Origin of the sequence: Chryseobacterium phocaeense (assembly GCF_900169075.1) — a bacterium.
Lineage (GTDB): Bacteria > Bacteroidota > Bacteroidia > Flavobacteriales > Weeksellaceae > Chryseobacterium > Chryseobacterium phocaeense.
On record NZ_LT827015.1, the window covers coordinates 728,011 to 754,567 of the forward strand.

General features: G+C 39.3%; 20 protein-coding genes. 12 read left to right on the forward strand and 8 right to left on the reverse strand.

Going from position 1 to position 26,557, the window contains the following annotated elements; genetic code table 11:
- The 4 genes from ilvB to ilvA are packed head-to-tail and all read left to right on the forward strand — an operon-like array spanning position 1 to position 4,401.
- A complete protein-coding gene (gene ilvB, locus B7E04_RS10065; RefSeq protein ID WP_080780646.1) occupies positions 1 to 1,728 on the forward strand; it encodes a biosynthetic-type acetolactate synthase large subunit in 1,728 nt (575 codons plus the stop codon).
- Positions 1,729 to 1,746: 18 nt separating this feature from the next.
- A complete protein-coding gene (locus B7E04_RS10070; protein WP_080778526.1) occupies positions 1,747 to 2,028 on the forward strand; it encodes an ACT domain-containing protein in 282 nt (93 codons plus the stop codon).
- Positions 2,029 to 2,081: 53 nt separating this feature from the next.
- A complete protein-coding gene (ilvC, locus tag B7E04_RS10075) occupies positions 2,082 to 3,128 on the forward strand; it encodes a ketol-acid reductoisomerase (RefSeq protein WP_080778527.1) in 1,047 nt (348 codons plus the stop codon).
- A gap of 10 nt (positions 3,129 to 3,138) precedes the next feature.
- Entirely contained in the window at positions 3,139 to 4,401 is a 1,263-nt protein-coding gene (gene ilvA / locus B7E04_RS10080) for a threonine ammonia-lyase IlvA (RefSeq protein ID WP_080778528.1), read from the forward strand.
- A gap of 859 nt (positions 4,402 to 5,260) precedes the next feature.
- On the opposite strand, the gene B7E04_RS10085 is transcribed toward ilvA, so the two are convergent.
- The 6 genes from B7E04_RS10085 to alaS form a co-directional block, all read right to left on the reverse strand.
- Positions 5,261 to 6,730 (reverse strand): M20/M25/M40 family metallo-hydrolase, encoded by a 1,470-nt coding sequence (locus B7E04_RS10085; protein WP_080778529.1) that lies wholly within the window; start codon positions 6,728 to 6,730, stop codon positions 5,261 to 5,263.
- Positions 6,731 to 6,739: 9 nt separating this feature from the next.
- Complete coding sequence (locus tag B7E04_RS10090; protein WP_080778530.1) at positions 6,740 to 6,976, reverse strand: hypothetical protein; 237 nt, start codon at positions 6,974 to 6,976, stop codon at positions 6,740 to 6,742.
- A 78-nt stretch (positions 6,977 to 7,054) separates the two neighbouring features.
- Positions 7,055 to 9,469, reverse strand: coding sequence for a hypothetical protein (locus tag B7E04_RS10095; protein WP_080778531.1), 2,415 nt, complete (start codon positions 9,467 to 9,469; stop codon positions 7,055 to 7,057).
- A gap of 1,271 nt (positions 9,470 to 10,740) precedes the next feature.
- Complete coding sequence (locus tag B7E04_RS10100) at positions 10,741 to 12,555, reverse strand: cytochrome-c peroxidase (protein WP_080778532.1); 1,815 nt, start codon at positions 12,553 to 12,555, stop codon at positions 10,741 to 10,743.
- A gap of 67 nt (positions 12,556 to 12,622) precedes the next feature.
- Positions 12,623 to 14,104, reverse strand: coding sequence for a hypothetical protein (locus tag B7E04_RS10105; protein ID WP_080778533.1), 1,482 nt, complete (start codon positions 14,102 to 14,104; stop codon positions 12,623 to 12,625).
- 194 nt (positions 14,105 to 14,298) lie between these two features.
- Positions 14,299 to 16,902 carry an alanine--tRNA ligase gene (alaS, locus tag B7E04_RS10110; protein ID WP_080778534.1) on the reverse strand — a complete coding sequence of 868 codons (2,604 nt, stop codon included), beginning with the start codon at positions 16,900 to 16,902 and terminating at the stop codon, positions 14,299 to 14,301.
- Between the two features lie 421 nt (positions 16,903 to 17,323).
- Between alaS and B7E04_RS10115 the strand changes: the two genes are divergently transcribed.
- The 4 genes from B7E04_RS10115 to msrB all read left to right on the forward strand — a co-directional run bounded on the left by B7E04_RS10115 (position 17,324) and on the right by msrB (position 19,819).
- Entirely contained in the window at positions 17,324 to 17,878 is a 555-nt protein-coding gene (locus B7E04_RS10115) for a sigma-70 family RNA polymerase sigma factor (protein WP_080778535.1), read from the forward strand.
- Positions 17,879 to 17,893: 15 nt separating this feature from the next.
- Positions 17,894 to 18,166: a hypothetical protein gene (locus tag B7E04_RS10120; RefSeq protein ID WP_080778536.1), complete on the forward strand. Its 273-nt coding sequence runs from the start codon at positions 17,894 to 17,896 to the stop codon at positions 18,164 to 18,166.
- 78 nt (positions 18,167 to 18,244) lie between these two features.
- On the forward strand, positions 18,245 to 18,700 hold the full coding sequence (locus B7E04_RS10125) for a DUF417 family protein (protein ID WP_080778537.1): 456 nt from the start codon (positions 18,245 to 18,247) through the stop codon (positions 18,698 to 18,700).
- 21 nt (positions 18,701 to 18,721) lie between these two features.
- Complete coding sequence (gene msrB, locus B7E04_RS10130) at positions 18,722 to 19,819, forward strand: peptide-methionine (R)-S-oxide reductase MsrB (RefSeq protein WP_080780647.1); 1,098 nt, start codon at positions 18,722 to 18,724, stop codon at positions 19,817 to 19,819.
- Between the two features lie 319 nt (positions 19,820 to 20,138).
- On the opposite strand, the gene B7E04_RS10135 is transcribed toward msrB, so the two are convergent.
- Both B7E04_RS10135 and B7E04_RS10140 read right to left on the reverse strand, forming a co-directional pair.
- The gene (locus B7E04_RS10135) at positions 20,139 to 20,984 is read right to left on the reverse strand and encodes an ABC transporter permease (RefSeq protein ID WP_080778538.1); all 846 of its coding nucleotides are present in this window, start codon (positions 20,982 to 20,984) and stop codon (positions 20,139 to 20,141) included.
- On the reverse strand, positions 20,977 to 21,888 hold the full coding sequence (locus tag B7E04_RS10140; RefSeq protein WP_080778539.1) for an ABC transporter ATP-binding protein: 912 nt from the start codon (positions 21,886 to 21,888) through the stop codon (positions 20,977 to 20,979). Before B7E04_RS10140 ends, B7E04_RS10135 begins: the two co-directional genes overlap by 8 nt.
- A gap of 158 nt (positions 21,889 to 22,046) precedes the next feature.
- Here B7E04_RS10140 and B7E04_RS10145 point away from each other — a divergent pair, with 158 nt between their 5' ends.
- The 4 genes from B7E04_RS10145 (at position 22,047) to prfB (ending at position 26,491) form a co-directional block, all read left to right on the forward strand.
- Positions 22,047 to 23,411: an ATP-binding protein gene (locus tag B7E04_RS10145; protein WP_080778540.1), complete on the forward strand. Its 1,365-nt coding sequence runs from the start codon at positions 22,047 to 22,049 to the stop codon at positions 23,409 to 23,411.
- Between the two features lie 226 nt (positions 23,412 to 23,637).
- Positions 23,638 to 24,744, forward strand: a complete 1,107-nt coding sequence (locus B7E04_RS10150; protein WP_080778541.1) for an NAD(P)/FAD-dependent oxidoreductase — start codon at positions 23,638 to 23,640, stop codon at positions 24,742 to 24,744.
- A gap of 158 nt (positions 24,745 to 24,902) precedes the next feature.
- Positions 24,903 to 25,208 (forward strand): hypothetical protein, encoded by a 306-nt coding sequence (locus B7E04_RS10155; RefSeq protein ID WP_080778542.1) that lies wholly within the window; start codon positions 24,903 to 24,905, stop codon positions 25,206 to 25,208.
- A 170-nt stretch (positions 25,209 to 25,378) separates the two neighbouring features.
- Complete coding sequence (gene prfB, locus B7E04_RS10160; RefSeq protein WP_080778543.1) at positions 25,379 to 26,491, forward strand: peptide chain release factor 2; 1,113 nt, start codon at positions 25,379 to 25,381, stop codon at positions 26,489 to 26,491.
- The last annotated feature ends 66 nt before the right edge of the window (positions 26,492 to 26,557 follow it).

The following is a 26,557-nucleotide window of genomic DNA, read 5'->3' on the forward strand; positions in this document are numbered from 1 at the left end:
ATGAAGAACCAAAATGTATCCTTAGAAAAAGAAATCAGCGGAAGCAGGATCATCCTTGAAGCATTTATTCAGGAAGGGGTAAAAACCATATTCGGATATCCGGGAGGGGCTATTATTCCGATTTATGATGCCCTTTACGACTATAAAGACCGGTTGGAGCATATTCTCGTCCGCCATGAGCAGGGCGCTGTTCATGCAGCGCAGGGGCTGGCCCGGGTTTCGGGAGAAGTAGGGGTGGTGCTGGCCACCAGCGGTCCCGGTGCAACCAATCTTGTGACAGGCTTAGCCGATTCTTTGCTGGATAATACGCCTATCGTATGCATTACAGGACAGGTCTTTGAACATCTTTTAGGCACAGATGCATTTCAGGAAATAGACGTGATGAATGTCACCAGCCCCGTTACCAAGTGGAATTACCAGGTGACCGATGCTGATGAACTTTCCGAAGTACTGGCTAAAGCATTCTATATCGCAAGATCCGGAAGACCAGGCCCGGTACTCATCGATGTCACAAAAAATGCCCAGCTGCAGAAGGTTATAAACAAAGGGTATGCTCCCTGTGAATTTTTAAGAAGCTACCGGCCGGACCCTGTTCCTGATATTGATTGCATAGAAAAAGCAGCTTTCCTGATCAATAATGCAGAAAAACCCTTCATTATAGCCGGACAGGGCATTATGTTAGGAAAAGCAGAAAAAGAATTCCTGCAGTTTGCAGAAAAATCAGGGATTCCTGTAGCATGGACGGTATTAGGAATGAGCACTATTCCTACCGATCATCCGCAGGCCACAGGAATGGTGGGAATGCATGGAAATTATGGGCCCAATATCCTTACCAATGAATGTGATGTTCTCATTGCTGTGGGAATGCGGTTTGATGACCGTGTAACCGGAAAGATTGATCAGTATGCAAAACAGGCGAGAATTATCCACCTCGACATTGACAAAGCAGAAATCAATAAAAATGTAAAAGTTGATGTACCGGTTTTAGGAAACTGTAAAGAAACCCTTCCGCTTCTTACTCAGCTGATAGAGCTCAAAACCTATCCTGAGTGGCACGAAAGATTTAAAGACTGCTATCAAACTGAACAAGTGAAACTGATCAATCATGAGCTCTATCCTTCATCAGGAGAAATTACCATGGGAGAAGTGATCCGGCATCTGAATGAAATAACAGGAGGAGAAGCCGTGATCGTGACTGATGTAGGGCAGCACCAGATGGCCACATGCAGATATTCAGGTTTCAAGCATTCCCGAAGTAATATTACGAGTGGCGGATTGGGAACTATGGGATTCTGTCTTCCTGCAGCTATAGGAGCTGCTTACGGAGAGACCCAACGACCGGTTATCGCGGTGACGGGTGACGGAGGAGCCCAGATGAATATTCAGGAACTGGGAACGCTCATGCAGTACGGGCCCGAGATCAAGATCTTAATTCTTAATAACTGCTATCTGGGTATGGTAAGGCAATGGCAGGAGCTCTTCCATGAAGAAAGATATTCTTCGGTAGATATCCAGAGTCCGGATTTTGTTCAGGTAGCCAAAGGATATAACATTCCGGGGAAAAGGATTGTCCAGAGAGAAGAGCTGCAGGCGGGGCTTAAGGAAATGCTTCACACAAAAGGAGCTTTTCTTCTGGAAGTGATGACCGGAAAAGAGCACAATGTCTTTCCGATGATCCCTCAGGGGAAAAGTGTTTCGGAGATCGTGCTGAATCATGATAAAGTGTAACATTTAAAACAGAATAATATGAAATCAGAACATAAAGAATACACCATCACAGCGTATACGGAAGATTATTTAGGGCTGATCGGAAGAATCAATACTATATTTTCCAGAAGAAGAATTTCTATTGTGAATTTCAATGTAGGTCCTTCCGAGATGGAAAAGATTAAAAAATTCGTCATCATTATCAGGGAAACAGAAGATTCGGTAGAGAAGATCACCCGGCAGATGGAAAAGCAGATAGATGTACTGCAGGTTCATTATCACAGAAATCCATACCTGACCGCAGTAGAACATGCAAGCTGATCAGAAAAATATCAAAAAAGACATATCATTAACAACAAATAAAAAAATAAGAAATGGCAACATTGAATTTTGGAGGAGTAGAAGAAAACGTAGTGACAAGAGAAGAATTTCCATTGGAGAAAGCTCGTGAAGTATTAAAAGATGAGGTAGTAGCAGTAATCGGTTACGGTGTACAGGGACCGGGACAGGCGCTTAACCAGAAAGATAACGGGATTAACGTCATTGTCGGACAGAGGAAAAATTCAAAATCATGGGATAAAGCTATTGCAGATGGTTTTGTACCTGGTGAAACATTATTCGAAATAGAAGAAGCCTTACAGAAAGGGACCATTATCTGTTATCTTTTGAGCGATGCCGCCCAGATTGAATACTGGCCGAAAGTAAAACAGCACCTTACCCCCGGAAAAGCGCTGTATTTCTCTCATGGCTTCGGAATTACTTTTAACGAGCGTACGGGAATCGTTCCTCCGGTTGAGGTGGATGTGTTTTTAGTAGCTCCAAAAGGATCGGGAACCTCATTAAGAAGAATGTTCCTGCAGGATCGTGGACTGAACAGCAGTTTTGCCGTATATCAGGACGCTACGGGGAAAGCAAGGGAAAGAGTAACAGCTTTGGGAATTGCCATTGGAAGCGGTTATCTGTTTGAAACCGATTTTAAAAAAGAAGTATACAGCGATCTTGCCGGAGAAAGAGGAACATTGATGGGCGCTGTACAAGGGATATTTGCCGCACAATATGAAGTGCTGAGGAAAAACGGTCACAGTCCATCGGAAGCTTTTAATGAAACCGTAGAAGAACTGACGCAGTCGTTAATGCCATTAGTGGCAGAAAACGGAATGGACTGGATGTATGCGAACTGCAGTACCACCGCCCAAAGAGGAGCACTGGACTGGTGGAAACGATTCAGAGATGCCACTTCTCCTTTGTTTGAGGAGCTTTACGACAGTGTAGCAAAAGGAAATGAGGCTCAAAGATCTATCGACAGCAACAGTAAATCGGATTACAGGGAAAAGCTGGAAGTTGAACTTACAGAGCTCAGAGAAAGTGAAATGTGGAGAGCCGGAAAAACGGTCCGCAGCCTGAGACCGGAGAATAATTAATCAATCGGCCATGATGAAGGAAGAAACGTATCCGTCTGTTTTAGACAATGTTTATAAAGCAGCTGATAGGCTCAAAAATGTAGTGGTAAGAACCCCATTGGCCATTAATCATAATCTCTCTGGTATATATGAAGCGAAAATAAGTTTCAAAAGGGAAGACCTGCAACAGGTGAGATCCTATAAAATCAGGGGAGCGTACAATAAAATGGCAGTGATGTCACCTGAAGACCTTGCAAAGGGTGTAGTTTGTGCCAGTGCCGGAAACCACGCACAGGGAGTAGCTTTTGCCTGCAATGTAATGAAGGTGAAAGGAACCATTTTTATGCCTTTGCCTACGCCCGGCCAGAAACTTGAACAGGTGAAAATGTTCGGAGGAAGTTTTATAGATATTGTGCTTCACGGAGATACTTTTGATGAAGCGAAAGATGCGGCACAGGAATTCTGCAGGGAACAGCAGGGTATATTTATTCATCCGTTTGATGATCAGGATATTATTGACGGTCAGGCAACAGCTGCACTGGAAATTCTGGAGCAGTCGGATGAACCTGTTGATTACCTTTTCGTTCCTATCGGTGGTGGCGGCTTGGCTGCAGGTGCCTGTATCGTGTTTGAACAGTTATCTCCGCAGACAAAAATTATAGGCGTGGAACCTTCCGCTGCAGCCAGTATGAAAAAAGCACTGGAACAAGGGAAAACGGTACTTCTTGAAAAAATAAGCCGCTTCGTGGATGGAGCTGCTGTTCAGAAAGTAGGAGAGCTCAATTTTGAGCACTGCAAAAATATCCTGCATGATATGGCAGTGGTAGATGAGGGAATGGTATGTGAAACCATTCTCTCCCTCTACAACAAGGATGCTGTGGTAGTGGAACCTGCAGGAGCTCTTTCTGTAGCTGCTTTGAGGAAATATAAGGAACAGATCAAAGGGAAAAATGTAGTGTGCATCATCAGCGGAAGTAACAATGATATTACGAGGATGGAGGAAATTAAAGAAAAAGCGCTTTTATATGCCGGTTTGAAACATTATTTCCTGGTAAGGTTTGCCCAGCGTCCTGGAGCTCTTAAGAATTTTGTCTTGAATGTTCTGGGCCCGAATGATGATATTACTTTTTTTGAATATACTCAGAAGAATTCAAAGGAAAAAGGGATTGCTGTGGTGGGAATCGGATTGAAGCAGAAAGAGGATTTTGCGCCGTTGCTTCATCATATGAAAAAGTATGATTTCTTTGTCAATTATCTGAATAATGATCCTTCTTTAATGAATCTGTTGGTTTAAAGTGTGAATTGATATTATTTTCATGCAAAATATTGGCAGATTGCAATGCAATTACGCAAGATTTTTTATACTACATGCTGAATAGGCTCAATGATTTTATCGGAGATAAAATTTAATCACGCAGATTTTGCAGATCATGCAGATTTTTTAAGTACAGATCTTTTGAGGAGACTGCTTTTGAAACTGCAAGAAAATGACATAGGAAAATGGAGCGTTAAGAAAATTCTACTGTCCGAAGCGCGGCAAAGAGATTGAAATGAAGCAGCAATAGCAAATCCGCGCAGGTTTTAGAATTTTTAGAGAACAGGATTTATTTTTAGCGGAAGTTTCCCGGTCTTGAATTTTTGCTTTAAGACAAAAGAATATTAAACGTAAAAGACTATTAAAAACTATCACGCAGATCTTACGGATAAAGCAGATTTTTATGTAGAAAATTGATTTTTGCAATCGCAAGAAAATGACATAGGAAAATGGAGCGTTAAGAAAATAAGTCCTGTGAACGTTAAAAAAATTCTACTGTCTGAGTGCGGCACAAATACAGAACCGAAGCAGCAATAGTACATCCGCACGAGTTTTAGAATTTTTAGAGAACAGGATTTATTTTTAGCGGAAGTTTCCCGGTCTTGAATTTTTGGTTCTTTTGTTTCAAGACAAAAGAATATGATATAAAAAGCGATTTTATTTATATGTGTCACACAGATTTTGCATATCATGCAGACTTTTTTAACCACAGATTTTCACAGATTGCCACAGATTTTTAAAAAGATTCCATCGTCGCTTATGAACTAAGTTTGCAGACCTTCAGTCTGTTTGCAATGACAAAAAAGAAGACTCGGCGGCCCGAAGGGCCGCCGAGTCTTTATCTTTCAAGCGTAAAATTCGGAATAATCTTTGGGCGTTCAGCCTCGTTGGCAACCTTCCAGGATGTTCTGTACATCCACTCCGTCATTTTATAAAGCTTTTTGTAATTGATATTTTCAGATTCATCCTGCGGGGTATGGTACTGATCGTGCAGTACACTGGTGAAAAATACAGCAGGAATTCCGGCTTTTGCATACGGAAGATGGTCGCTTCTGAAGTAGAAATACTCCGCATGGTTCGGGGAATCCCAGTCTTTCAGATACTTGAATTTTGTACTTTCATTATTGGCCTCCTCAGCCATTCTAACCAGCTCCTCAGAATTTTTATGGGGTGCATTTCCTCCGAGAAGAGCAGCTTCGTTGTTATCATTTCTGCCGATCATATCCCCGTTCAGGACGGCAACAATTTTGTCTTTGGGAACTACAGGATGGGCGGCATGCCATCTGGAACCCAGTAATCCTCTTTCTTCAGCGCCATGGAAAACAAAGAGAATGCTTCTTTTTCCCGGCTGTTTTTTATAGGCTCTGGCCATGGCAAGCATTGCGACGCAGGTACTGGCATTGTCGTCAGCACCATTATAAATCGTATCATTTTTTACGGGATGTCTGATTCCGTCATGATCCTGATGTCCGCTGAGCAGAACATATTCGTTTTTAAGAACAGGGTCGGTACCATCAATCTTTCCGATGATATTCACAGAAGGATATTTGTAAGTTTCCGTGATCAGGTTCAGAGATATTTTAGGATTGTTTTTTACCCACGCTGCATTTTCTCTTTTGATCCATACCACAGGAATATTGTCTGTTACTTTTTCTCTGAGGCCTTCCACACCATACGTTCCTCTTGTCATTTGGGGAAGAACTTCCACCCAGCTTTTTTCAGAAATATCGTCTGTAATGAAAATCATTGCTTTGGCTCCCAGCTCAACGGCTTTGGTGTAGTACTTTGCACGGACAAATCCGGGATATCTTCTGACAAACAGAGTCATTTCCTGGTCGATATTTTTATCAGATGCATTCACGGCAAGCACTTTTCCTTTGACATTGAATTGGGAAAGTCCTTCCGGCTCTGTATTTCCGGCGTATACAATTTCAGAATCAATGGAGGAATTCACAGGTTCGGATACCAGGAAATCTTTCCAGAGCTTCAGGCTGTTGTTTCCGATTTTAAAGCTGCTTTGAGGGGTTACCTGATGCCTGTACATATCAAAAAACTGGAAAAATGTACCATTATCGCCTGCAGGCTTCATTCCGGCTTCCTTAGCTTTGTCAGCAAGCCACATGGATACTTTCAGCTCATCCAAAGTTCCGGCTTCGCGTCCCCAGAACTGATCTGCGGCCAATTCGTACATGTCTTTCCTTAAATCAGCTTCCTTAATAGCAGAAACCAGCGGTTTTTTATATTGCTGAGCATAACCTAAGCTGAAAAGAAGAAAAGCCAGTATAGAAAAAATAGCAATTCTATTCATTAAAAATTTTTAATTGAAGTTAATCAATTTATCTGAAAACTGTTTTGAAAACTCCTTGCGGTCTTCCTCCAGTTTTTCCTTTTCAGAAGGAAGGATATAGTTGAAGAGGATTTTATCTTCATTGTCAAGGAATATAATTTCCTTTTCATTGCCATCGATCATTTGCGAGAAAATTTCCCACATCGAGGTATCTTTCAGTTTTAATAATTCAAAAAACTGTTCTGCTTTTATTTCTATTTTCTGCATGTTTTTGATTTTATGTATTTATGTATTTATGTATTTATGTATTTATGTATTTATGTATTTATGTATTTATGATTTTGCTTAAAATTCCAGCAGCTTCAGCTTAAACTGGATGGCAAAATTCTGTTTGAAATTAGGAGTGGTGTAATATCCTACCCTGTAGAACAGGCCCAGGTTGAAATAGGTAGACAGGAAATTGTTCCACTCCAGGCCTACTTCCTGATACAGATGATCCAGCTTCCTGAACTTAAACTCATGATATTCCGGATGCTTCATATCCCCGATAGTCCCTCTTAATACAAAATCAAAGCTGGAAACATTCTGTCCGAAACTTTTAAAATATAAAGGAAGCTTATGGGTGAAGTAGTAAGCAATAAATTTATCATTGTAAAACTTTCCACCCTCCAGCGTTGCAAAACCGAGATAAGAAGTTAAGTTGAAATTAAAATCCTTTCTCGGGGAAGCCAGCCCGTTCATGGTAAAATGCTTCCAGATCGGAGCTTCACCCAATACAATTCCCCCATACAACCTGAATCCGGTAGTTCCCAAAATGGTCTTAAAGTTGTGAACGAACAATGCATCAAAACGCGTATAATTAAAATCTCCTCCCAATGCTTTATAGCTCTGTTCATAGTTTAAATACAGTTCAGGATACTTTTGATCGATGATTGATTTTCCCTGTGGTGTCATGATATTCGTGGAATTCGGAGAATATTTTAACGTAAATAAAGTATTGAAATTATCAAATTCACCGCCTCTTCCCCTGAATTCATAGTCAAATTTAGCCTCTTCAATATTTCTTTTTGCGGCAAAAACCAGTGTGAGGCCATTGGTCACATCGTTAAGGTAAGACAATGAAGCTCCACGGAAATGATAATACTTATCGTTATTGATGTTATTTCCATAATTCATGGTTCTTATCTTGAAATTCCAGAGTCTTCGGTAAAACTCTCCTGAAGCCGTTACGTCATTATAATATTCGATTCTGAAGAATGAATTTTTGTCCAGCGTAGTCTTCATATCCAGCCCGATTCCGTATTTCCATTTATCATCTTTAAAACCATACGCAAAATAATAATCCGGTGAAAAGTATGGGTTAAAAGTTTCATTCAGTTTAGCCTTTAAGCCAAGTCTGAAGCCTTCATAAAGGTTGTAATTCACAATCTCATCCACTGCAAAATCTACAATACCCATTCTGATCTGTCCATTGATAAGACCAGTCAGGATCTTTGCTTTACTGTCGATATTATATTTCTTACCCAGACTGTCGATGGTGGAATAGGTGTTTTTTTCTCTTTCAGTGAGGGGATCCGTTCTATATTGATCCAGAAGATGGCCGTCGGCATTTTTCACAGAATATGTATAGCCCTTAAAATCATTACGTTCTTCTTCAATGGGCGATTTAAAATCAAAATAAGTTGAGGTCAGGAAAGCATACGTCCCGAAACTTGTTTTATCCGTTTTCTCAGAGGTTTCTTCCTTCGTACCTTTGTTTTCCTCTTCCATAGCCACCCTGCTCATTCTCAGCTTTACTTTTTCCTGGGCAAGAAACCATTTATGATTGTAGAAAATCCAGGTACTCGTGATAATTCCGTCATTTTTATTTTTGCTGAAGTTCTCAATTTTTTGAATGCCATAGGTTTCCGTGTCTACGTAGATGGCGCCGTTGTATTTTCTCCTTTTATCAGGTTTTTTGTAGTTCACTTCCCGGAAACGGATCACAAAAGTCTTTCTTCCACTTACCTCAATGGTGTCCGAAAGGAAAAAACGGTAAAGCCCCCTGTTTTCCTGTTTGATCTGGTGAGGGATTTTGTCCCTGTTGCTCTGCTGGATGGCGATCATTTCGTAGATCGGCTGCTTAAGGCCTGAAATCCTGTTGTCCAGAATATTCACTTTTTCTCCGTATTTTCCAGAATAAAGAAATTCCTGGGCCCTTTCCCACAGAAAAAGCTTACTTTTTGAAAAGATCTGTTTTGCAGATAGTGTACTTATGGAATCCTTTTCTCTTTTTTTCTTTAAAAGATGAGCATCATTAAAAAACTTGTTAAACTGTGTAATGCTATCCTGATCAATGTCTAGCGACACTTTCTCGTAAGACTTGAAAGAATAGGAACCTAAACTTTTGGGGGAATTTTCTTTAAAAAGCTGATTGACTTTTTTGAGAATTTCCAGGGCCCGCGGATCGCTCCGGTCTTCAATAACCACTTCTGCAATATCAGTGGTTTTTGATGCCTTTCTTAACAGGGTAACTTCCATATCCGCTTCTGTAGTAGCTGTTTCATTCTGGTATTGTTCAGCCTGGATTTCTATAGTGCTGCATGAAGCTTTAAATTCAAGGGTACCCCGGATGTCTGTAAAACCTAAAACTTTGCCATCACAGGATATTTTTGCATTGGAGATGGGCTTCTGATCAGTTTCGTCAATAACCCTGATCTTTGATTGTGAATAACCAAAGAAACAGATTAATAAAAACAGGAAGACTATAAACCTTTTCATGCAAAAACTAGTTCAAAAGTAGTAATATTTCTTGTGTTGAGAAAGTTTTTATGATTCGTTAATACATTGATTTAGTCTAATTTTTCAATAGAAAATGGATGTGAAATATTTATAAAATTCAGACATTGTTTTTAATATAATTATGGTGAAATAATGTGTTAAATGCCATTTTTTAACCGCAGATTTTCATGAATTTTGATAGAATTTTTAATAAGATGACAACAGCAGAAAAACGGACATAGGAAAATGGAGCGTTAAAAAATATCACGCAGATTTTGTAGATCGAGCAAATTTTTTCTTCCACGGATTTTCGCAGATTTCCACAGATTTTTTTGAGGAGATTAATTTTACAACTGTGAAAAAATTGACATAGGAAACTGGAGCGTAAAGAAAATACATCCTGTGAACGTTAAAAAAAATTCTACTGTCCGAAGCGCGGCACAGCGATTGAACCGAAGCAGCAAAAGTAAATCCGCGCAAGTTTTAGAATTTTTAGAGAACAGGATTGATTTTTAGCGGAAGTTTCCCGGTCTTGAACTTTTGTTTCTTTTGTTTCAAGACAAAAGAAGATTAAATAAAAAAATCAAGTTATTTTATTTACACATCACGCAGATTTTGCAGATCGTGCTGTTTTTTTAACCGCAGATTTTCACAGATTTCCACAGATTTTTAGGATATTGATTTTATAACCGTAAAAAACTGATATAGGAAAATAGAGCGTAAAGAAAATCAATGCTGTGAACGTTAAGAAAATTCTACTGTCCGAAGCGCGGCACAAAATATATAACCGAAGCACAAATATATAATCCGCGCAAGTTTAGAATTTTTAGAGAACAGGATTTATTTTTAGCGTAAGTTTCCAGGTCTTGAATTTTTGCTTCTTTTGTTTCAAGACAAAAGAAGATTAAATAAAAAAATCAAATTATTTTATTTACACATCACACAGATTTTGCAGATCGTGCTGTTTTTTTACCACAGATTTTCACAGATTTCCACAGATTTTGAGGACATTGTTTATAACCGTAAAAAAAACTGACATAGGAAACTGGAGCGTAAAGAAAATCAATGCTGTGAACGTTAAAAAAATTCTACTGTCCGAAGCGCGGCACAAAATATACAACCGAAGAACAAATATAGAATCCGCGCAAGTTTTAGAATTTTTAGAGAACAGGATTTATTTTTAGCGTAAGTTTCCAGGTCTTGAATTTTTGCTTCTTTTGTTTCAAGACAAAAGAAGATATAAAGAAAAATCAGATAGATGTCATGTAGATTTATTTGTCATTCAACGCCTCCATAAACTCAATAATAAGATCAATTTCCTTATCATTAAGCTGAAGCGGTGTGTCAGAAAGCGTCTGATTATCTACTTTAAAACCAAAACCTTTTCCACCGCCTTTATTGTAAAAGTTCATGACCTCTTTTAATGTTTTATAACCTCCGTTATGCATGTAAGGCGCTGTTTTGCTGATATTCCTGAGAGTTGGGGTTTTAAAGGAATTCTGCAACGCTTCCACGGTCTGATGAAATTTTCCCCTTCCCGGATCCTGATCAAAACTTCTGTTATCACCATTGGCGGCAGTTCCTAACACTTCCTGTTCCGTTTTTTTGAAATTAGGAGGAACGGTACCGTTGAACAAAGGGGTAAAATGACATAAAGCACATTGGGCTTTTCCTACAAACAGATTAAAGCCCTGTTTCTGATTTTCAGTCATGGCAGAACGGTTTCCACGCATATAATCATCAAAATTGGAGTCGAATTTCGCGAGAGAGCGGATATAGCTGGCCAGCACGTTCTGCAGCTGCCATGTTTCGGCTTTTTGGGTCTTATAAATTTTCCTGAATTCAGGAATATATTTTGGGTCCTGATTGATCTTGCCAAGAATAATATTCAGGTCGCCGTGCATTTCTTCTTTATTAGAGATCACATCTGAGCTTTGGCCTTCCAGGTCATCTTTTCTCATATCCCAGAACTGTCCGTGCTGGAAGCCTGCATAATTTAAAGAAGGGGTATTCCGCTGCAGCTCGGCATTGTCAAGGGACATAGATTTTGCCAGTCCGTCTGTAAAAGCCTTTTCAGGGATATGGCAAGTGGCACAGCTTCTGGTATTGCTGTTGGAAAGGATTTTATCATTAAACAGTTTCTTACCCAAAGCTGCCTTTTCACGGGAGAACGCATATTCTTTTCCGGGAACGAATGCATTGGGATTGAACGCATTTTTTGAGAAAAATGTGGCTGCATTTTTACTTAATGCAGAAGTGACTTCGATATCCGGGATGCCTTCCTGCTTTTTAAATTCCAATAGTAAAGAAGAAATTGTATTTAAATGATCAGGAATAAAATTCACATAATCAAAAGCGTTCCGGTCTGTATTTTTGTTAAGGACATTATTTGCTGAAGCAATGGCGGCTTCAATCTCTTTCAGCGCTTTCCCTTTTGACTTTTCTGTGGAGATCAGTTGTAAAGTGAGTTGTACGGCTTTCAGGGAATAGGGCATTTCCTTTAAAAATGTTCCGGAAACGGGCGTATCAAAACCGGAAATCCCAAGACTTGAAATCCTGAAAATTTCCTGTCTGGCGGCATCAAATACCTGATCCTTACTGATGGTGATCGCCTGAAAATTCGTTTTAATCGTATTGCTTTTATTAATCAGCTTTTTGAGATAACGGATGGATTCTTCCTTATTTTCGGCAGTATAGGGATAAAAAAGCTCTTCCAGCACTTGAAGTCCTTCCGGTTCCAGCTCGGTGTGTTCATCCATTTCAATTTCGGGAAGGGCAGGACCATTGATAAATCTGGCAGAATTGGGAAGGAAATATTCTACCGCCCATTCCATTTTTTTGTATGTTATTCTCAGCTGTTCAAATTTTCCCTTGATGTTTTTTTCATCAGCATTTTCAGAAATAAGAGTTATCAGTTCATTAATCTGCTTTTCGAATGCGGCATTGGTTTTGGAAATCTCACTTTTTACAACGCTTAAATCTTCATTGATGGGAGCGTGCTTATCTCCTTTGCACTGAAAAAGTGCTGCAATAAAAAAAGCGGTACATAAGACAAGAAGTACCGGATATTTTGAAACTATTTTCATAGGCATGAAAAAGTATCAACGGAAATAGTTCCGCTGATACTTTTAATTTTTATTGAATATTTAAAGCTTATTTCTCTACGTTTCTGATGATGACAATCTGGCCTCCTTCCTTATTGGTATTCACTCCTGCACCGTCAGCATTCATAAACTTATCTTTCAGCCATGTGTGGGAATGGATATTCACTGCAAAAGTATTCGGAACCCCGATGATATCTGAAATGTCAACCATAGCCCCGAATTCCCATGAACCGAACTTCTGAAGATTTCCGGACTGGTTGTAAGCGGTTTGCCATGCAGAATCCAACCTGTTGTGTTTCATATTTAACCACGGTTTGTACTGTTTCGTGGCAATATTCAGCTGCCAGATATAAGAATCGTGAGTAGCCGCCGGGTAATAGGAATCTCCGTCCTCCTGAATATAGACAAAATTTTCAGTAACACAAAGGTTATCCGGATTGATCAGGTTTTGTCCCGGATTGGAATCTCCTTCCGCAGCTACTTCCAGTTTTCCGGTAAGCATATTGCTTTCGTTCAGAACAAGTTTGTAGACTCTTCCCCACATGGTCAGTCCCGGTTTAGGCGTGACCCCGTCTGAAGATTCTCCGGTAGCGGTAAAGTAAATTTCTCTTCCTTTTCCGGCTCCTTTTCTGTAATCTACATCTTCAACTCTTGAAAAACGGATGGCATTATTATCAATATTTTTCTGATTGATCTGTGCTCCCGTTGAGTTTTTGGCATTGGTAATCTCTACAAATTCCACATCATAAGAACTTCCTTTCACCATATCGGTTTCCGTATAGTTATTGTTGGTTCTCTTTAATGCATATAATTTTCCGTTCTCAAGGTCTCCCTGGGTATTGGAAACATACATGATCAGCTGTCCTGCAGACTGGTGCGATGAAGAATAAGACTGATCTTCACCAATCATAATATAGGTTTTTCCACCTGAAATATCTTTAGGAAGCGGAACTGCATTTTCCATGGACGCTTTTCCCAAAGCAGGCTTTACTCTTGTCTTGTCAGCGGCCTGAGAAACCGGAGCCAGTGGATTAATAGCATGAACCATACTTTCCTCACCGGATTCTCCGGCGGTAAGAAATGCGCTGAACCCATGGGTTTCCGGAGTGGCTAGAGTAGCAGAACATAATCTGGTCATACCCCCGATTCCGTTCAGGATGTATTCTCCTTTAACAGGCTTGAATGTTTTATCTAAATAAACCCTTGATACGGATTGGGTGATCTCATGGTTGGTGATCATTAAATAACCGTCGGAGTTTGGATCTTTCATAATCCCCATTCCGTCCGGCTGGCCCGCAAAAACGAAATTAGGACTTCCTGCAAGAACATCTGAACTTGAAATTAAGGTCGTGATCTTCAGATTTTCAAAACCGGTCATACCAAAAACGAAGGTCGGCTCCTGGGAGAAGTTTTCAATTTTGATATTTTCATTGACAGGGTTGGTTTCCTGATCGTTATTATTGTCATCATTACAGCCCTGAAAAGCCATAGCAGCGAACAATAAAGCTCCGATAGTTTTGTTAATTTTCATAATTACTTTTTTGAATTTCGATTGTAGCAAAACTAGAAGTCTATTGTGAACTATCTTTTAAGGGGACGAAACAAATAGTTTAAGTTTAGGTAATGGTTTGTTAAGATAAGGTCAATAATTAGAATGGTTATAAATAAAAAAACTCCCGAAATGTTCAGGAGTTTTACTGTTTTATGATAAAAGGATGATGAATCCTAAATATTCAGAGCTTTTTGATAAGCATTTTCCAAACCGTCAAGATTTTTACCTCCAGCCGTTGCAAATCCCGGATTTCCGCCGCCGCCGCCCTGGATCTCTTTTGCCAGGTCTTTAATGATGGCTCCGGCCTGGTAATCTGCAGCCAGATCATCGGAAACGCCTACAGTGATCATCGGTTTGCCATCTGCATCAGAAAGAATTACTGTAACTGAAGTTGGAATTTCTCTTTTCAGCTGGAAGACGATGTCTTTTACAGAACCTGCATCCAGAGAGGTTTTCTTTACCAATAACTGCTTGCTGCCTTTTTGTTCGTAAGCATTTTTCCATTCACCGATTTCACCTTTTGCTTTTTCCTTTTTAAAGGCTTCCACTTCAGATTTTAAAGACGCATTTTCTTCCATCAGCTTTTCAATAGATCTTACAATGTCTTTAGATTTCAGAAGTTGGGAAAGCTCATGAACCTGGTTTTCCAGATTTTTGAAGTATTCCTCGGATTGATCACCGGAAATGGCCTCAATTCTTCTGATCCCCGCTGCTGCAGAACTTTCAGAAACAATTTTAAAGTGACCGATCTCGATGGTATTCTTAACGTGAGTTCCTCCGCAAAGTTCTTTTGAACTTCCAAACTGGATCATTCTCACATAATCTCCGTATTTTTCACCGAAAAGACCTGTTGCTCCTTTATCAAAAGCTTCCTGGATCGGGATGCTTCTGAATTCCTGCAAAGCAATGCTTTCTTTGATCTTCTGGTTAACTTTTGCCTCTACCAAAGCCAGTTCTTCCTCAGTCATTTTGTTGAAATGAGAGAAGTCAAAACGAAGATAATCAGGGCCTACATAAGAACCTTTCTGCTCCACATGTGTTCCTAAAACCTCTCTTAAAGCCTCGTGCAGAAGGTGGGTTACCGAGTGGTTGGCCTGGGAGTTTCTTCTTTCGGCAGCATTCACTTTTGCGTAGAAAACAGCGCCGGCATCTTTTGGCAGGGCGTTGATCAGTGAAATGATCAGTCCGTTTTCTTTTTTCGTATCCAGAACTTCGAAGCTTTCCGTTGCATTTTCAAGCACTCCTTTATCACCGATCTGGCCACCGCCTTCAGGGTAGAAAGGGGAGTTGCTCAATACTACCTGGTAAAACTCGCCGTCTTTATTTTCAACTTTTCTGTATCTGGTAATATAGGTTTCGGACTCGATGGTATCGTACCCGACAAAATTTTCTTCTTTTTCCTCTAAAGTAACCCAGTCATACACTTTCTGGGCAGAATCAGCTTTTGAACGTTCCTGCTGTTTTTTCTTCTCAGCTTTAAAACCTTCCTCGTCAATAGTAAGACCTTTTTCTTCCGCAATAATTCTCGTTAAATCATCCGGGAATCCATAGGTATCATATAATTCGAATACTTCAAGGGTAGGCAGAACTTTTTGGTTGTCTGCAATGGTCTGCTGGATGAGCTTTTCAACTCTGATCAGTCCTGTTTCAATGGTTTTAAGGAAAGATTCCTCTTCACTTTTAATAACTTCAGTCACTAAAGTTCCCTGTTTTTCAAGCTCAGGGAAGAATCTGCCCATCTGCTCCTGTAAAACAGCTACCAGTTTGTAAAGGAAAGGCTCCTTCATATCCAGGAATCTGTAGGAGTAAGAAATTCCTCTTCTTAAAATCCTTCTGATCACATATCCTGCGCCTCCGCTTGAAGGCAGCTGTCCGTCAGCAATAGCAAAAGCAACCGCTCTGATATGGTCTACCACCACACGGATGGCAATATCTTTTTCGTTTTCTAAAACGCCTGTATATTTCTTACCGGAAAGTTCTTCCACTTTATCAATCAGCGGGGTGAAAACATCGGTATCATAGTTGGAAGATTTTCCCTGAAGCGCCATACAAAGACGTTCAAAGCCCATTCCCGTATCCACATGCTGTGCAGGAAGCTTTTCAAGAGATTTATCTGCTTTTCTGTTGAATTCCATGAATACCAGATTCCATACTTCCACTACCTGAGGATGGTCGTTATTCACCAGTTCAAGTCCTGAAACTTTAGCTTTTTCCTCTTCAGTTCTCAGGTCCACATGAATTTCCGAACACGGTCCGCAAGGTCCGCTTTCGCCCATTTCCCAGAAATTATCCTTTTTGTTTCCATTGATAATCCTATCTTCGGAAATGTGGGATTTCCAGAAATCGTAGGCATCCTGATCCCTTTTCAGGTTTTCCGAAGCATCTCCTTCAAAAATGGTTACGTATAAATTTTCTTTTGGAATTCCGAACACTTCAGTCAGTAATTCCCAGGCAAAAGCAATAGCATCTTTTTTGAAATAGTCACCAAAAGACCAGTTTCCCAGCATTTCAAACATGGTATGGTGGTAAGTATCTCTACCTACATCATCCAGGTCATTGTGTTTTCCGGAAACTCTCAGACATTTCTGTGTATCGGCAATTCTTGGGGCCGTAGGCGTTTTGTAACCTAAGAAAAAATCTTTGAACTGCGTCATTCCCGAGTTGGAAAACATAAGGGTAGGGTCGTCTTTCAGCACAATAGGAGCCGAAGGAACGATCAGGTGGTCTTTACTTTTAAAATAATCTAAAAATTTTTGACGTATCTCTTGTGATGTCATAGTATTGCTTTGCTTTTAAAACTATCAGATTTTTGATAAGATGCAAATTTAATGTTTTTAGGCGATTTGTAATAATTTTATCCTATGTTTTGAATGGCGCAGTTGGGGTTTGGTGAATAAGGATTTTTAAAAACTTATTTGTTATTGCGAACCTTCAGGTGAAGCAATCTCAGTTTAAATAAAAAATTCTTTTATGAGATTGCCTCGTCGCATGGTTCCTCGCAATGACATCAAGCAGGAACTTGCGTCCCTTGTGATGATCCAACAGAACTGAAAATATAATATCGGAGCAATTTGATTTAAATTTTTGTATATTATCATTTAACTTTTTATATTCGTTTTAATATTAAAATAGAGACTTTCCATAATATGATCTCAATGGTATGGAGCCCAAAGTTTTTATAATATTAAATCATAAAAAATGACGAAAAATGAAGTGCTGAAAAGCTGGGTAGAACAGTATTCAGGACCCCTTTTGACAAGAGCTGTTTATCTGCTTTCGGATAGAACAGAAGCTGAAGATATGGTGCAGGATGTTTTTTTAGCAGCATTTTCGTCTTATGATTCTTTTGAAGGGAAAAGCCAGCCGCTTACCTGGCTGAATGCTATTTTAAATAGAAAAGCCGCTGATTTTTACCGGAAAAAGTATAAATCGGAACCGCGGATTAGCCTGGATCATTTTTTTGACGAAGCAGGTTCCTGGAAAAACAAGGATGTCCTGAACGACTGGAATGTTTCAGATCCGGAATCTGAACTTCTGGACAATAAGTATTTTAATAAAACGCTGGAGGAATGTCTTGAGGATTTGCCCTCCCGGTGGAAGATTCCTGTGAAAATGTATTATCTTCAGGAAAAAAAAGCACCGGAAGTGAGTCAGGAATTGCAGATTTCCGCGACTAATCTGTGGAAGATCCTTCAAAGGAGCAGAATGCAGCTGAGGGAATGCCTGGATAACAACTGGTTTGCGAACTTATAACCATATCATAAAAACATGTTGAGGAAATTAATTCATATTTTGTTTCTGCCGTGCAGCAAAGCTACCATGCTGATGGAAAAAAGAAACGCCAATGCCATCTCCCCGAAGGAAGACTGGCAGCTTTCCATGCACCTGAAGATCTGCAAATGGTGCAGGGCTTATGAAGAAAAACTCAAAATACTGGATGATATTCTGAAAAGAAAACTATCCCGTAAAGAAAAAACAGAAGTTAATGAAGCTGATATTCAGGATTTTAAAAATAAAATTTTGGAAAAATTAGATATTTAGAGGAAATTCTGTCAGGATTTTGAAACACCTTCGACTATACTTTTGAAAACAATAAAGTATCATTCAAAATCTTAAAAAATGAACGGAACATCAACACTTAACCTCGAATCAAAAACGTACAGAACCGGGTATTATATTTCGCTTTTCGGAGCAGCATTAATTTTGCTTTGGATCGGAATATTTAAGTTTACCCCTACTGAAGCTGCTGCCATCAAACCATTGGTGGAAAACCATTTTCTTACTTTTTTCGTATATAAAACCGTAAGCGTTCAAATGGTGTCAAATGCTATCGGAGTGATAGAAATTATCATTGCACTGCTATTGATATTTAGTGTGAAATTTGCATCACTAAGAAAGTATGCCGGAATCGGGATGATCGTGACATTTTTGGTAACACTGAGTTACCTTTTCACCACACCCGGAGTCTGGAAAATAGTAGATGGAGTTCCCGTCACAGATTTTTTTATTCTGAAAGATCTGATGTTATTGGGATTCGGGCTGATGATCATTCAAAATAAACAAGTTCAATCATAAGTAATGGATAAAAAGAAAAAAATGAAAAATATATTTATCGTACTCGGAATCATTCTGGGTGTGGCAGTTTTTGCTGCAGGATCGGGGCTTTTTAAAAAATCTAAGCCAAAAGAATTAACCAAAGAAAAAGAAAATCAGGAAATTATGGATAATAAAAATGTCAGAGAAATTTATTTTGCAGGCGGATGTTTTTGGGGTACAGAACACTTTTTCCAGCAGATCCGTGGAGTTGTAGGCACAGAAGTGGGCTATGCCAACGGAAATACTCAAAATCCTACTTATGAAGAGGTGGTAAGCCATACCACAGGTTTTGCAGAAACCGTAAAAGTAAAATACGATCCTGAACAGGTTGATCTGAAATTATTAATCGACCTTTATTTTAAAACAATAGATCCTACCAGTGTGGATAAGCAGGGAAATGACAGGGGAAATCAATACAGGACAGGGATTTATTTTACCAATAAAGCAGATGAAACACTGGTGAAAAATGAAGTGCTGAAATTAGCCAAAAACTACTCCAAGCCTGTAGTGGTGGAAACAGTGGCATTGAAAAACTTCTATAAAGCAGAAGATTATCATCAGGATTATCTGGATAAAAACCCCGGCGGTTACTGCCATATAGAACCGGGACTTTTTGAAATGGCTAAAAAAGCCAATCCGCTGCCTGAAGTAAAATACCAGAAGCAGGATAAAAAAGCTCTGAAGGAAAAATTAACTGCAGAACAGTATAATGTAACTCAGGAAAATGCAACGGAAAGACCGTTCCAAAATGAATACTGGAACGAAACCCGTGAAGGAATTTATGTAGATATTACTACAGGAGAACCCCTGTTTATTTCTACCGATAAATTTGAATCCGGATGCGGATGGCCAAGCTTTTCAAAACCGATCACCAAAAAACTGATCGAAGAGAAAATGGATAGATCTGCCGGAATGACCAGGGTGGAAGTAAGAAGTAAAACCGGCGATGCCCACCTGGGACACGTTTTCACAGACGGCCCTGAGGATAAAGGAGGACTTCGATACTGTATCAACAGTGCTTCCCTGAAGTTTATTCCAAAAGCTGAAATGGAAAAAAAAGGCTACGGAGAATATATCTCCCTGCTGGATAAAAAGTAGATATGAAGAGAGACCGCTGAAAGGCGGTCTTTTTTGTTTATATCCAACAAAAGCTGGTAATATTATATTTTGAAGTAAAACATAGCTGAAAATCTTTGATTTTCTTGCGCCTTAAAAATATTAAGATATTTAAATCTTTGCGTCCTTGCGATTTTCCAACAAGCTAAAAATATAATCTGTCATTGAGCAGAATGAAAAATTTCCCGCAGATCTCGCAGATCAGATGTTTGTGCTTTATTTTGTCAAAAACAAAAAGTGATCCACCGGACCACTTAATTTTTTAATGATTAAATCTTTTAATCTTTTAATTTTCAAAAGCCTACCAATCCCTTTTTCTCAGAATCCAGTAAGAAGCTCCTATAAAGATCACCGTCCAGATAATGGTGGCAATCATACTTTCCGTAGGATAATGCGCGGTATATTTTACGCCCATCATTTTTATCATATCCAATCGTATCAATGGGTTTGGGATTATATTAGACATACTTTCCAGCGGCAAAAAATTGGTGATAAAAAATTCATTTTCCACAATGGCCTTTTTTTGCTCGGCTTGTACTCCGGATAATTTAGGTACGGTTTCTATACCTATGAGAATCTTTTCAACGATCCAGTAGACAAAGAAACCAAGAAATACAAACATGGATTTTCTCAGCAGGACGGAAAGGAACATCAGGAATGAGAAGAATGCGAACAGCTTCACAAAATAATTTCCGATGAAATATATCTCGGCATACATTTTTGAAGGATCTGTTACTTTTGAGTATTGGTGACCCAAAAACATCGTAATGATAAATACGATCACAGTGGAAACAGCTGTAAAAATAGTGATGGTTAACAGTTTCGAGGTTATAAACTCTTTTCTGCTCAGTCCGTCGATGGTATTTTGCTTAAACATCCTGTTCGTAAACTCCTGCGAAATGGAGAAAACAATAATGAGTCCCAGAAAAATTTTCAGCAGGGCAACGATCCATGTGGTGAAATTCCAGATTTCCGGGAAATTGTAAATACCTTCTTCTTTTAAATTGATGGTAGCTCCAAACACATTCAGATCCACCAGCCCTATAAAAAGAAGAGCGATAAGGATTACAAAATATATGATACTGAAAACCTTGAATGGCTTATAATTCAGGTTTTTGTAATATTCAAGTTTTAAGAGTTTAAGCATAGTCGTTTGTGTTTTTTACAAGTTCAAGGAATTGGGTTTCAAGGGACAGTTTCTTCTTCGTTAAATGAGAAAGATAAATCCCTTTTTCAACAAGCTTCTGATTTAATGCCGATGCGGAAACAGAAGCATCTTCACGGATCTGGGCTTTGATGATCTCACCTTCGGATTTCACGGACGTGAACCACTGAAGTTCTTCCAAAGCACTTAAAAGCATCGTGTTGTTATCTGCCTTTAATTCAAAATATCCGTTATTGACGGTCATTTCATCCACTCTTCCGCAGTAAATGGAATTTCCCTCCTTCAAAACGATAACGTGGCTGCATATTTTTTCAATTTCATCCAACAAATGGCTGGCAATGATAATGGTAATGCCTTGTTTTGCGATATGGCTGATGATTTCCCTGATCTGGATAATTCCTTCCGGGTCCAGGCCGTTGGTAGGTTCGTCCAGGATCATCACTTCCGGATTGTTCAGCATAGCTGATGCAATGGACAAGCGCTGCTTCATCCCCAGGGAATAGGTTTTGAAAGCATCTTTTTTACGGTCAAAAAGGCCTACAGTTTTCAGGACTTCATCTATTCTTGTATGCGGGGTTCCTTTGATCTCAGCTACGATCTTGAGATTGGTTTCGGCATCGAGATAAGGATAAAAATTGGGCTGTTCTATGATAGCACCGATTTTTTTCAATGTATCAGGAGTGGTTCCCTTTTGTCCAAACCAATACCATTCGCCGCTGGTTGGGTTAATGGTAGACAGCAGCATTCCAAATGTGGTGGATTTTCCACTTCCGTTGGGGCCTAATAAACCATAGACATTCCCTTTTTCCACATCAAAGGAAATATTATTGACTACAGTTCTCTTGAATTTTTTAGTTAAATTCTTTACTGATAAGATTTTTTCCATGTAATTTGTTTTACATAGTAGTAGTCTATGTAAAATTCATAATGTTACAAAATCACAGAAGTTTTGTGTACCATAGCTTTCTTCTTCAGTTATTTTAACATATATCAATAGATTTTCAAAATTAAAATATTTAAATTTGATAGAATTAATCGTTTGTTATGAAGTTAATTGAATTAGCGAAGGAGCTGAATGTTTCGGCAGAGGCCATCAAACAGTTTATCCAGGATTTCGATCTTGAGCTGGGCGCCTGCATCAGTACAAACTTTGAGGTAAAGGAAGATTTCGAGAAGTTTGCCCGCGAAAACCTGGATTTTTTAAAGCTTTATGAAAAAGATCTGGATAAAAGCAAAACCCTTGAACAGATTGCTGAGGTGATCAACCAGCCCAAAGAAAAAGTAGAAGAAGCCATTAAGGAAGCCAATCCCAATATTTTTGATAACGGTTTTTTCCGCTCCTCCATTTCCAGTTATGGTATTGATAATAAACTGGGAGGAAATTACCGGTTTGTTTATGATTATTTCGGACACAAAACAAGCCTGAAGCATAGGGATTTTATAGGATACAGGGATCTTTTCTTTTACATATCATCCGTTTTGGAACCTTTTCTGAATCCACAACAGATCAAAGACTGGGGAATTCATAAACCTGCGGGAATTATTTTATACGGACCTCCGGGAAGCGGAAAAATTTTCTGGGCGACCAAAATTGCAGAAATTATCGGTTACAATTTCAAAGAGGTTAAAAAACACTATCTGGGAACATCTTTTGTTGACGGAAATAAAACCAATTTCAATGATTTTCTGCTCAGTATGATGAAGGCAGAAAAAGTACTGCTGTTCCTGGATGACTTTGATGAGATCATGATGGAAAGAAAAGCAGAGACAGATGTTGCTTCCTGTAATCTGGAAACTCAGGAACTGGTTCTCCATTACATCGGAAAATTTGAAAAAGAAGAACTCCTGATGGTAGGCTCGGCGAATTCCGTTTCAGAAATTGATGAAGAAATTCTCGCTCCGGGAAGATTTGATGTGATGATCCCGGTATTTCCACCTAATGCAGCGGAACGCTCAGAAATTATTCTGTATGCGATGACCAGAGGACTGGAAGAAGATTCACTGCTCTACAAGATCCTAAAAAAGAACAAAGCAGATAAAGTTCCGTTCTGGCACGAGATTTCGTCCAGAATGAAAGCATTCAGCAATACTATGCTGATCGATTTTACACAAAGTCTTAAAAAACGGCTGAAAGATCAATACCAGAGAACCAAAAATGAAAATCTGAAGATTGACCAAACCCTTCTGAATGCCGCCTTAAGAGATGCTGCCGGAAAACTGACCGAAGAATACCTTGAACAGGTCGCAAGATTCCTGGCAGACGCTATTATCAATAATTTTGATGAATTCAGATTCAGGATTCAAGCCCTGAAAAAAGAACTGGACACCTACAAAGCAGTGGAAGTACCCAGAAGAGCCATTGGATTCCAGCATAATGGGGAAGAGGGTGATGGTGGTTCGCAGGGGTGATGTGGGTTGGAGAGTTTTAGGGTTGGAGAGTTTTAGAGCTTAGAGTGAGAGCGTTATGAGTTATGAGTTATGAGTTATGAGTTATGGGTTTTCGGGATGTAAATCAGGATCTTGATTCTTTGTTCTTTATTCTTTATTCCTGATTCTAGGCTCTTTACACACTGAAATCTTCTACTCTTCGTCATTAATGCATTAATACTTTTTACATTTTACATTGTACAAAAAAATGAACAGCATCTGGGAACAGGAAACCTTCTACAGAAAAAGGGGTGTCATTATAATCGGGGCCGGATTTTCCGGGCTTTGGACAGCTATAGCCATTAAAGAAAAATACCCTGGAAAATCAGTTTTGATTATCGAAAGAAATGCTGTTCCGCTGGGAGCTTCTACAAGAAATGCCGGTTTTGCCTGTTTTGGAAGTCTTACCGAAGTCATTGCTGATGCTCAGAAAATGGGCTGGGAGAAAACTCTGGAACTGGTGAAGATGAGGTTTGAAGGTCTTGAAAAGATCAGGAAATATTTCCGAAATAACGAAATAGATTTTGAGCTTACCGGCGGCTATGAAATTCTGAATGATGATGAACCTTTACAACAGCTGGATCTCGTTAATGAGAAACTGAAAACAATCACCGGCCTCGATAAAACCTATGTTCTGAATCAGCAAAAGATAGCAGAATTTGGTCTGGGAAAGTCTGAATTCCTGATAGAAAACCCTTGCGAAGGAAGCCTGCACTCAGGGAAGCTGCTGCAAAAGCTTTTGGAAAAATGCCATGAGCTGAAAGTAGAGTTTCTTTTCGGAACGGAAGTAGAAAGAATTGATGAAAATACTGACGAAACAGAGATTCATCTTTCCGGAAAGCTTTCTGTGAAAGCGGATAAAGTTATCTATTGTACGAATGCGTTCAGTTCAAAATTCCTTGAAAAAGAGGAAATTATTCCGGCGCGGGGACAGATCCTTTTGACGGAACCCATCGACGGTTTAAAGCTCAAAGGAACTTTTCATTACGATGAAGGATTTTACTATTTCAGAAACCTTGGAAACAGGGTTCTTCTGGGTGGTGGACGGAATCAGGACTTTACAACCGAAGAAACTACAGCTTTTGAAACCACAGAATTTCTGCAGAATCATTTGGAGAAATTCCTGAAAGAAGTAATTCTTCCCGGTCAGCAAGTAAAAATAGCCTTACGATGGTCAGGAATTATGGCTATGGGCTCTGAAAAAACACCTATTGTAAAACAGTTGTCAGAAAGACAGTTCTGTGCTGTACGGCTCTCAGGAATGGGAGTAGCGCTGGCTCCAAAGATAGGGGAGATGATGGCGGATATGGTTTGAGAGTTTCAGTGTGAGAGAGTTTGAGAGTGGGAGGGTTTTAGGGTGTAAAGAGTTGAAACGTATCTGTGCTTATTTATTAAATTTTCATATTATAATTTTAAGTTAATTAATATAGAAATAGATTTGCGGCATGGATTTGAAAAAAATTAGCTCAAACAATGTATAAATACACGAAAATTCTTTCAATACTAACAATTCCTTTAGCAGCTCTGGTAATATTTTTTGCTGGTGGAGGACACGGAACCTATTTACCTTTTCTATTTATTTTTCCTTTTGGTTTACTTGGATCTTCTTTTAGTGAAGACGTGTTTTTAGCTTTTTTTGTTATTGGTCTGCTACAACTCCCTTTATATGGTTTTGTGTTGGATAAATTTACAGTAAAGAAAGGTTTGCCTGTTGTTATTGGAATACATGTTATTTGTATGTTTATTGTTTTTATTTTGAAAAGAGAAGATTTTTTCTAATCTTATTTTCTGTGATGAGTAGATTTTTTCAGAAATTAAATTTACCATTGAAAAATTCATAACTAAAGCCTCACTAGCTCCAAAACTCTCTCACCCTAAAACCCTCCGACTCTAAAACTCTCCACTCTCAAACCCGAAAAATTCCGTATTTTTGCATAAAATAAAATTTCGTGATCAACAACGACCAGATAAAAGAAGTTCAGACCAGAATCGGTGACTTATATAAATACCTTCAGATTGAAAAAAAGAAGATCGAAATAGCAAATGATGATGAAAAGACAGCAGCTCCTGAATTTTGGGACAATCCAAAGGAAGCAGAAGTATTTCTGAAGCAGCTTCGTTCCAAAAAAAGATGGGTGGAAGACTATGAAGAGATCAGCACCCAGTTTGAAGACCTGCAGGTGCTGGCTGAATTTGCCAAAGAAGACCCTGATTCCGAAAAAGAGCTGGATGAAACATTCCCCCAGCTTGTAGAAAAAATAGAAGACCTTGAGTTTAAAAATATGCTTTCCAATGAAGGGGACGAGCTTTCTGCTGTTCTTCAGATCACCGCAGGAGCAGGCGGTACGGAAAGTTGTGACTGGGCTTCAATGCTCATGAGAATGTACACCATGTGGGCTGAAAAGCAAGGGTATAAAATCCGCGAACTTAACTTCCAGGAAGGAGATGTTGCCGGCGTGAAAACCGTTACTCTTGAGATTGATGGTGAATATGCTTTCGGATACCTGAAAGGAGAAAACGGAGTTCACAGGCTGGTAAGGATTTCTCCTTTTGACAGCAATGCAAAACGCCATACAAGTTTTGTTTCGGTGTATGTGTATCCTTTGGTAGATGATACCATTGAAATCAATATTAATCCTGCTGATATTTCATTTGAAACCATGAGGTCTTCAGGGGCTGGAGGTCAAAACGTAAACAAGGTTGAAACCGCCGTTCGTCTCCGTCACGCACCAACCGGGATTATCATTGAAAACTCCGAATCCCGTTCCCAGCTTCAGAATAAGGAAAAAGCCATGCAGCTTCTCCGTTCCAGACTTTATGAAATGGAACTTGAAGCCCGTATGAAGGCAAGAAACGAGATCGAGGCCAATAAAATGAAAATAGAGTGGGGAAGCCAGATCAGAAACTATGTGATGCACCCGTATAAACTCGTGAAAGATGTGCGTTCAGCCCATGAAACGTCAGATGTGGATTCTGTGATGAACGGAAATATCACCCCTTTCCTGAAAGCATTCCTGATGGCCGATGGAACTGCGGTTTCAGATGATGACCTTGACTTGTAAAATATCATGTCTGTATTTTAGTTAAAAACTTATAATTAATTTTTGTTTCAGACTTTTTACGCTTAT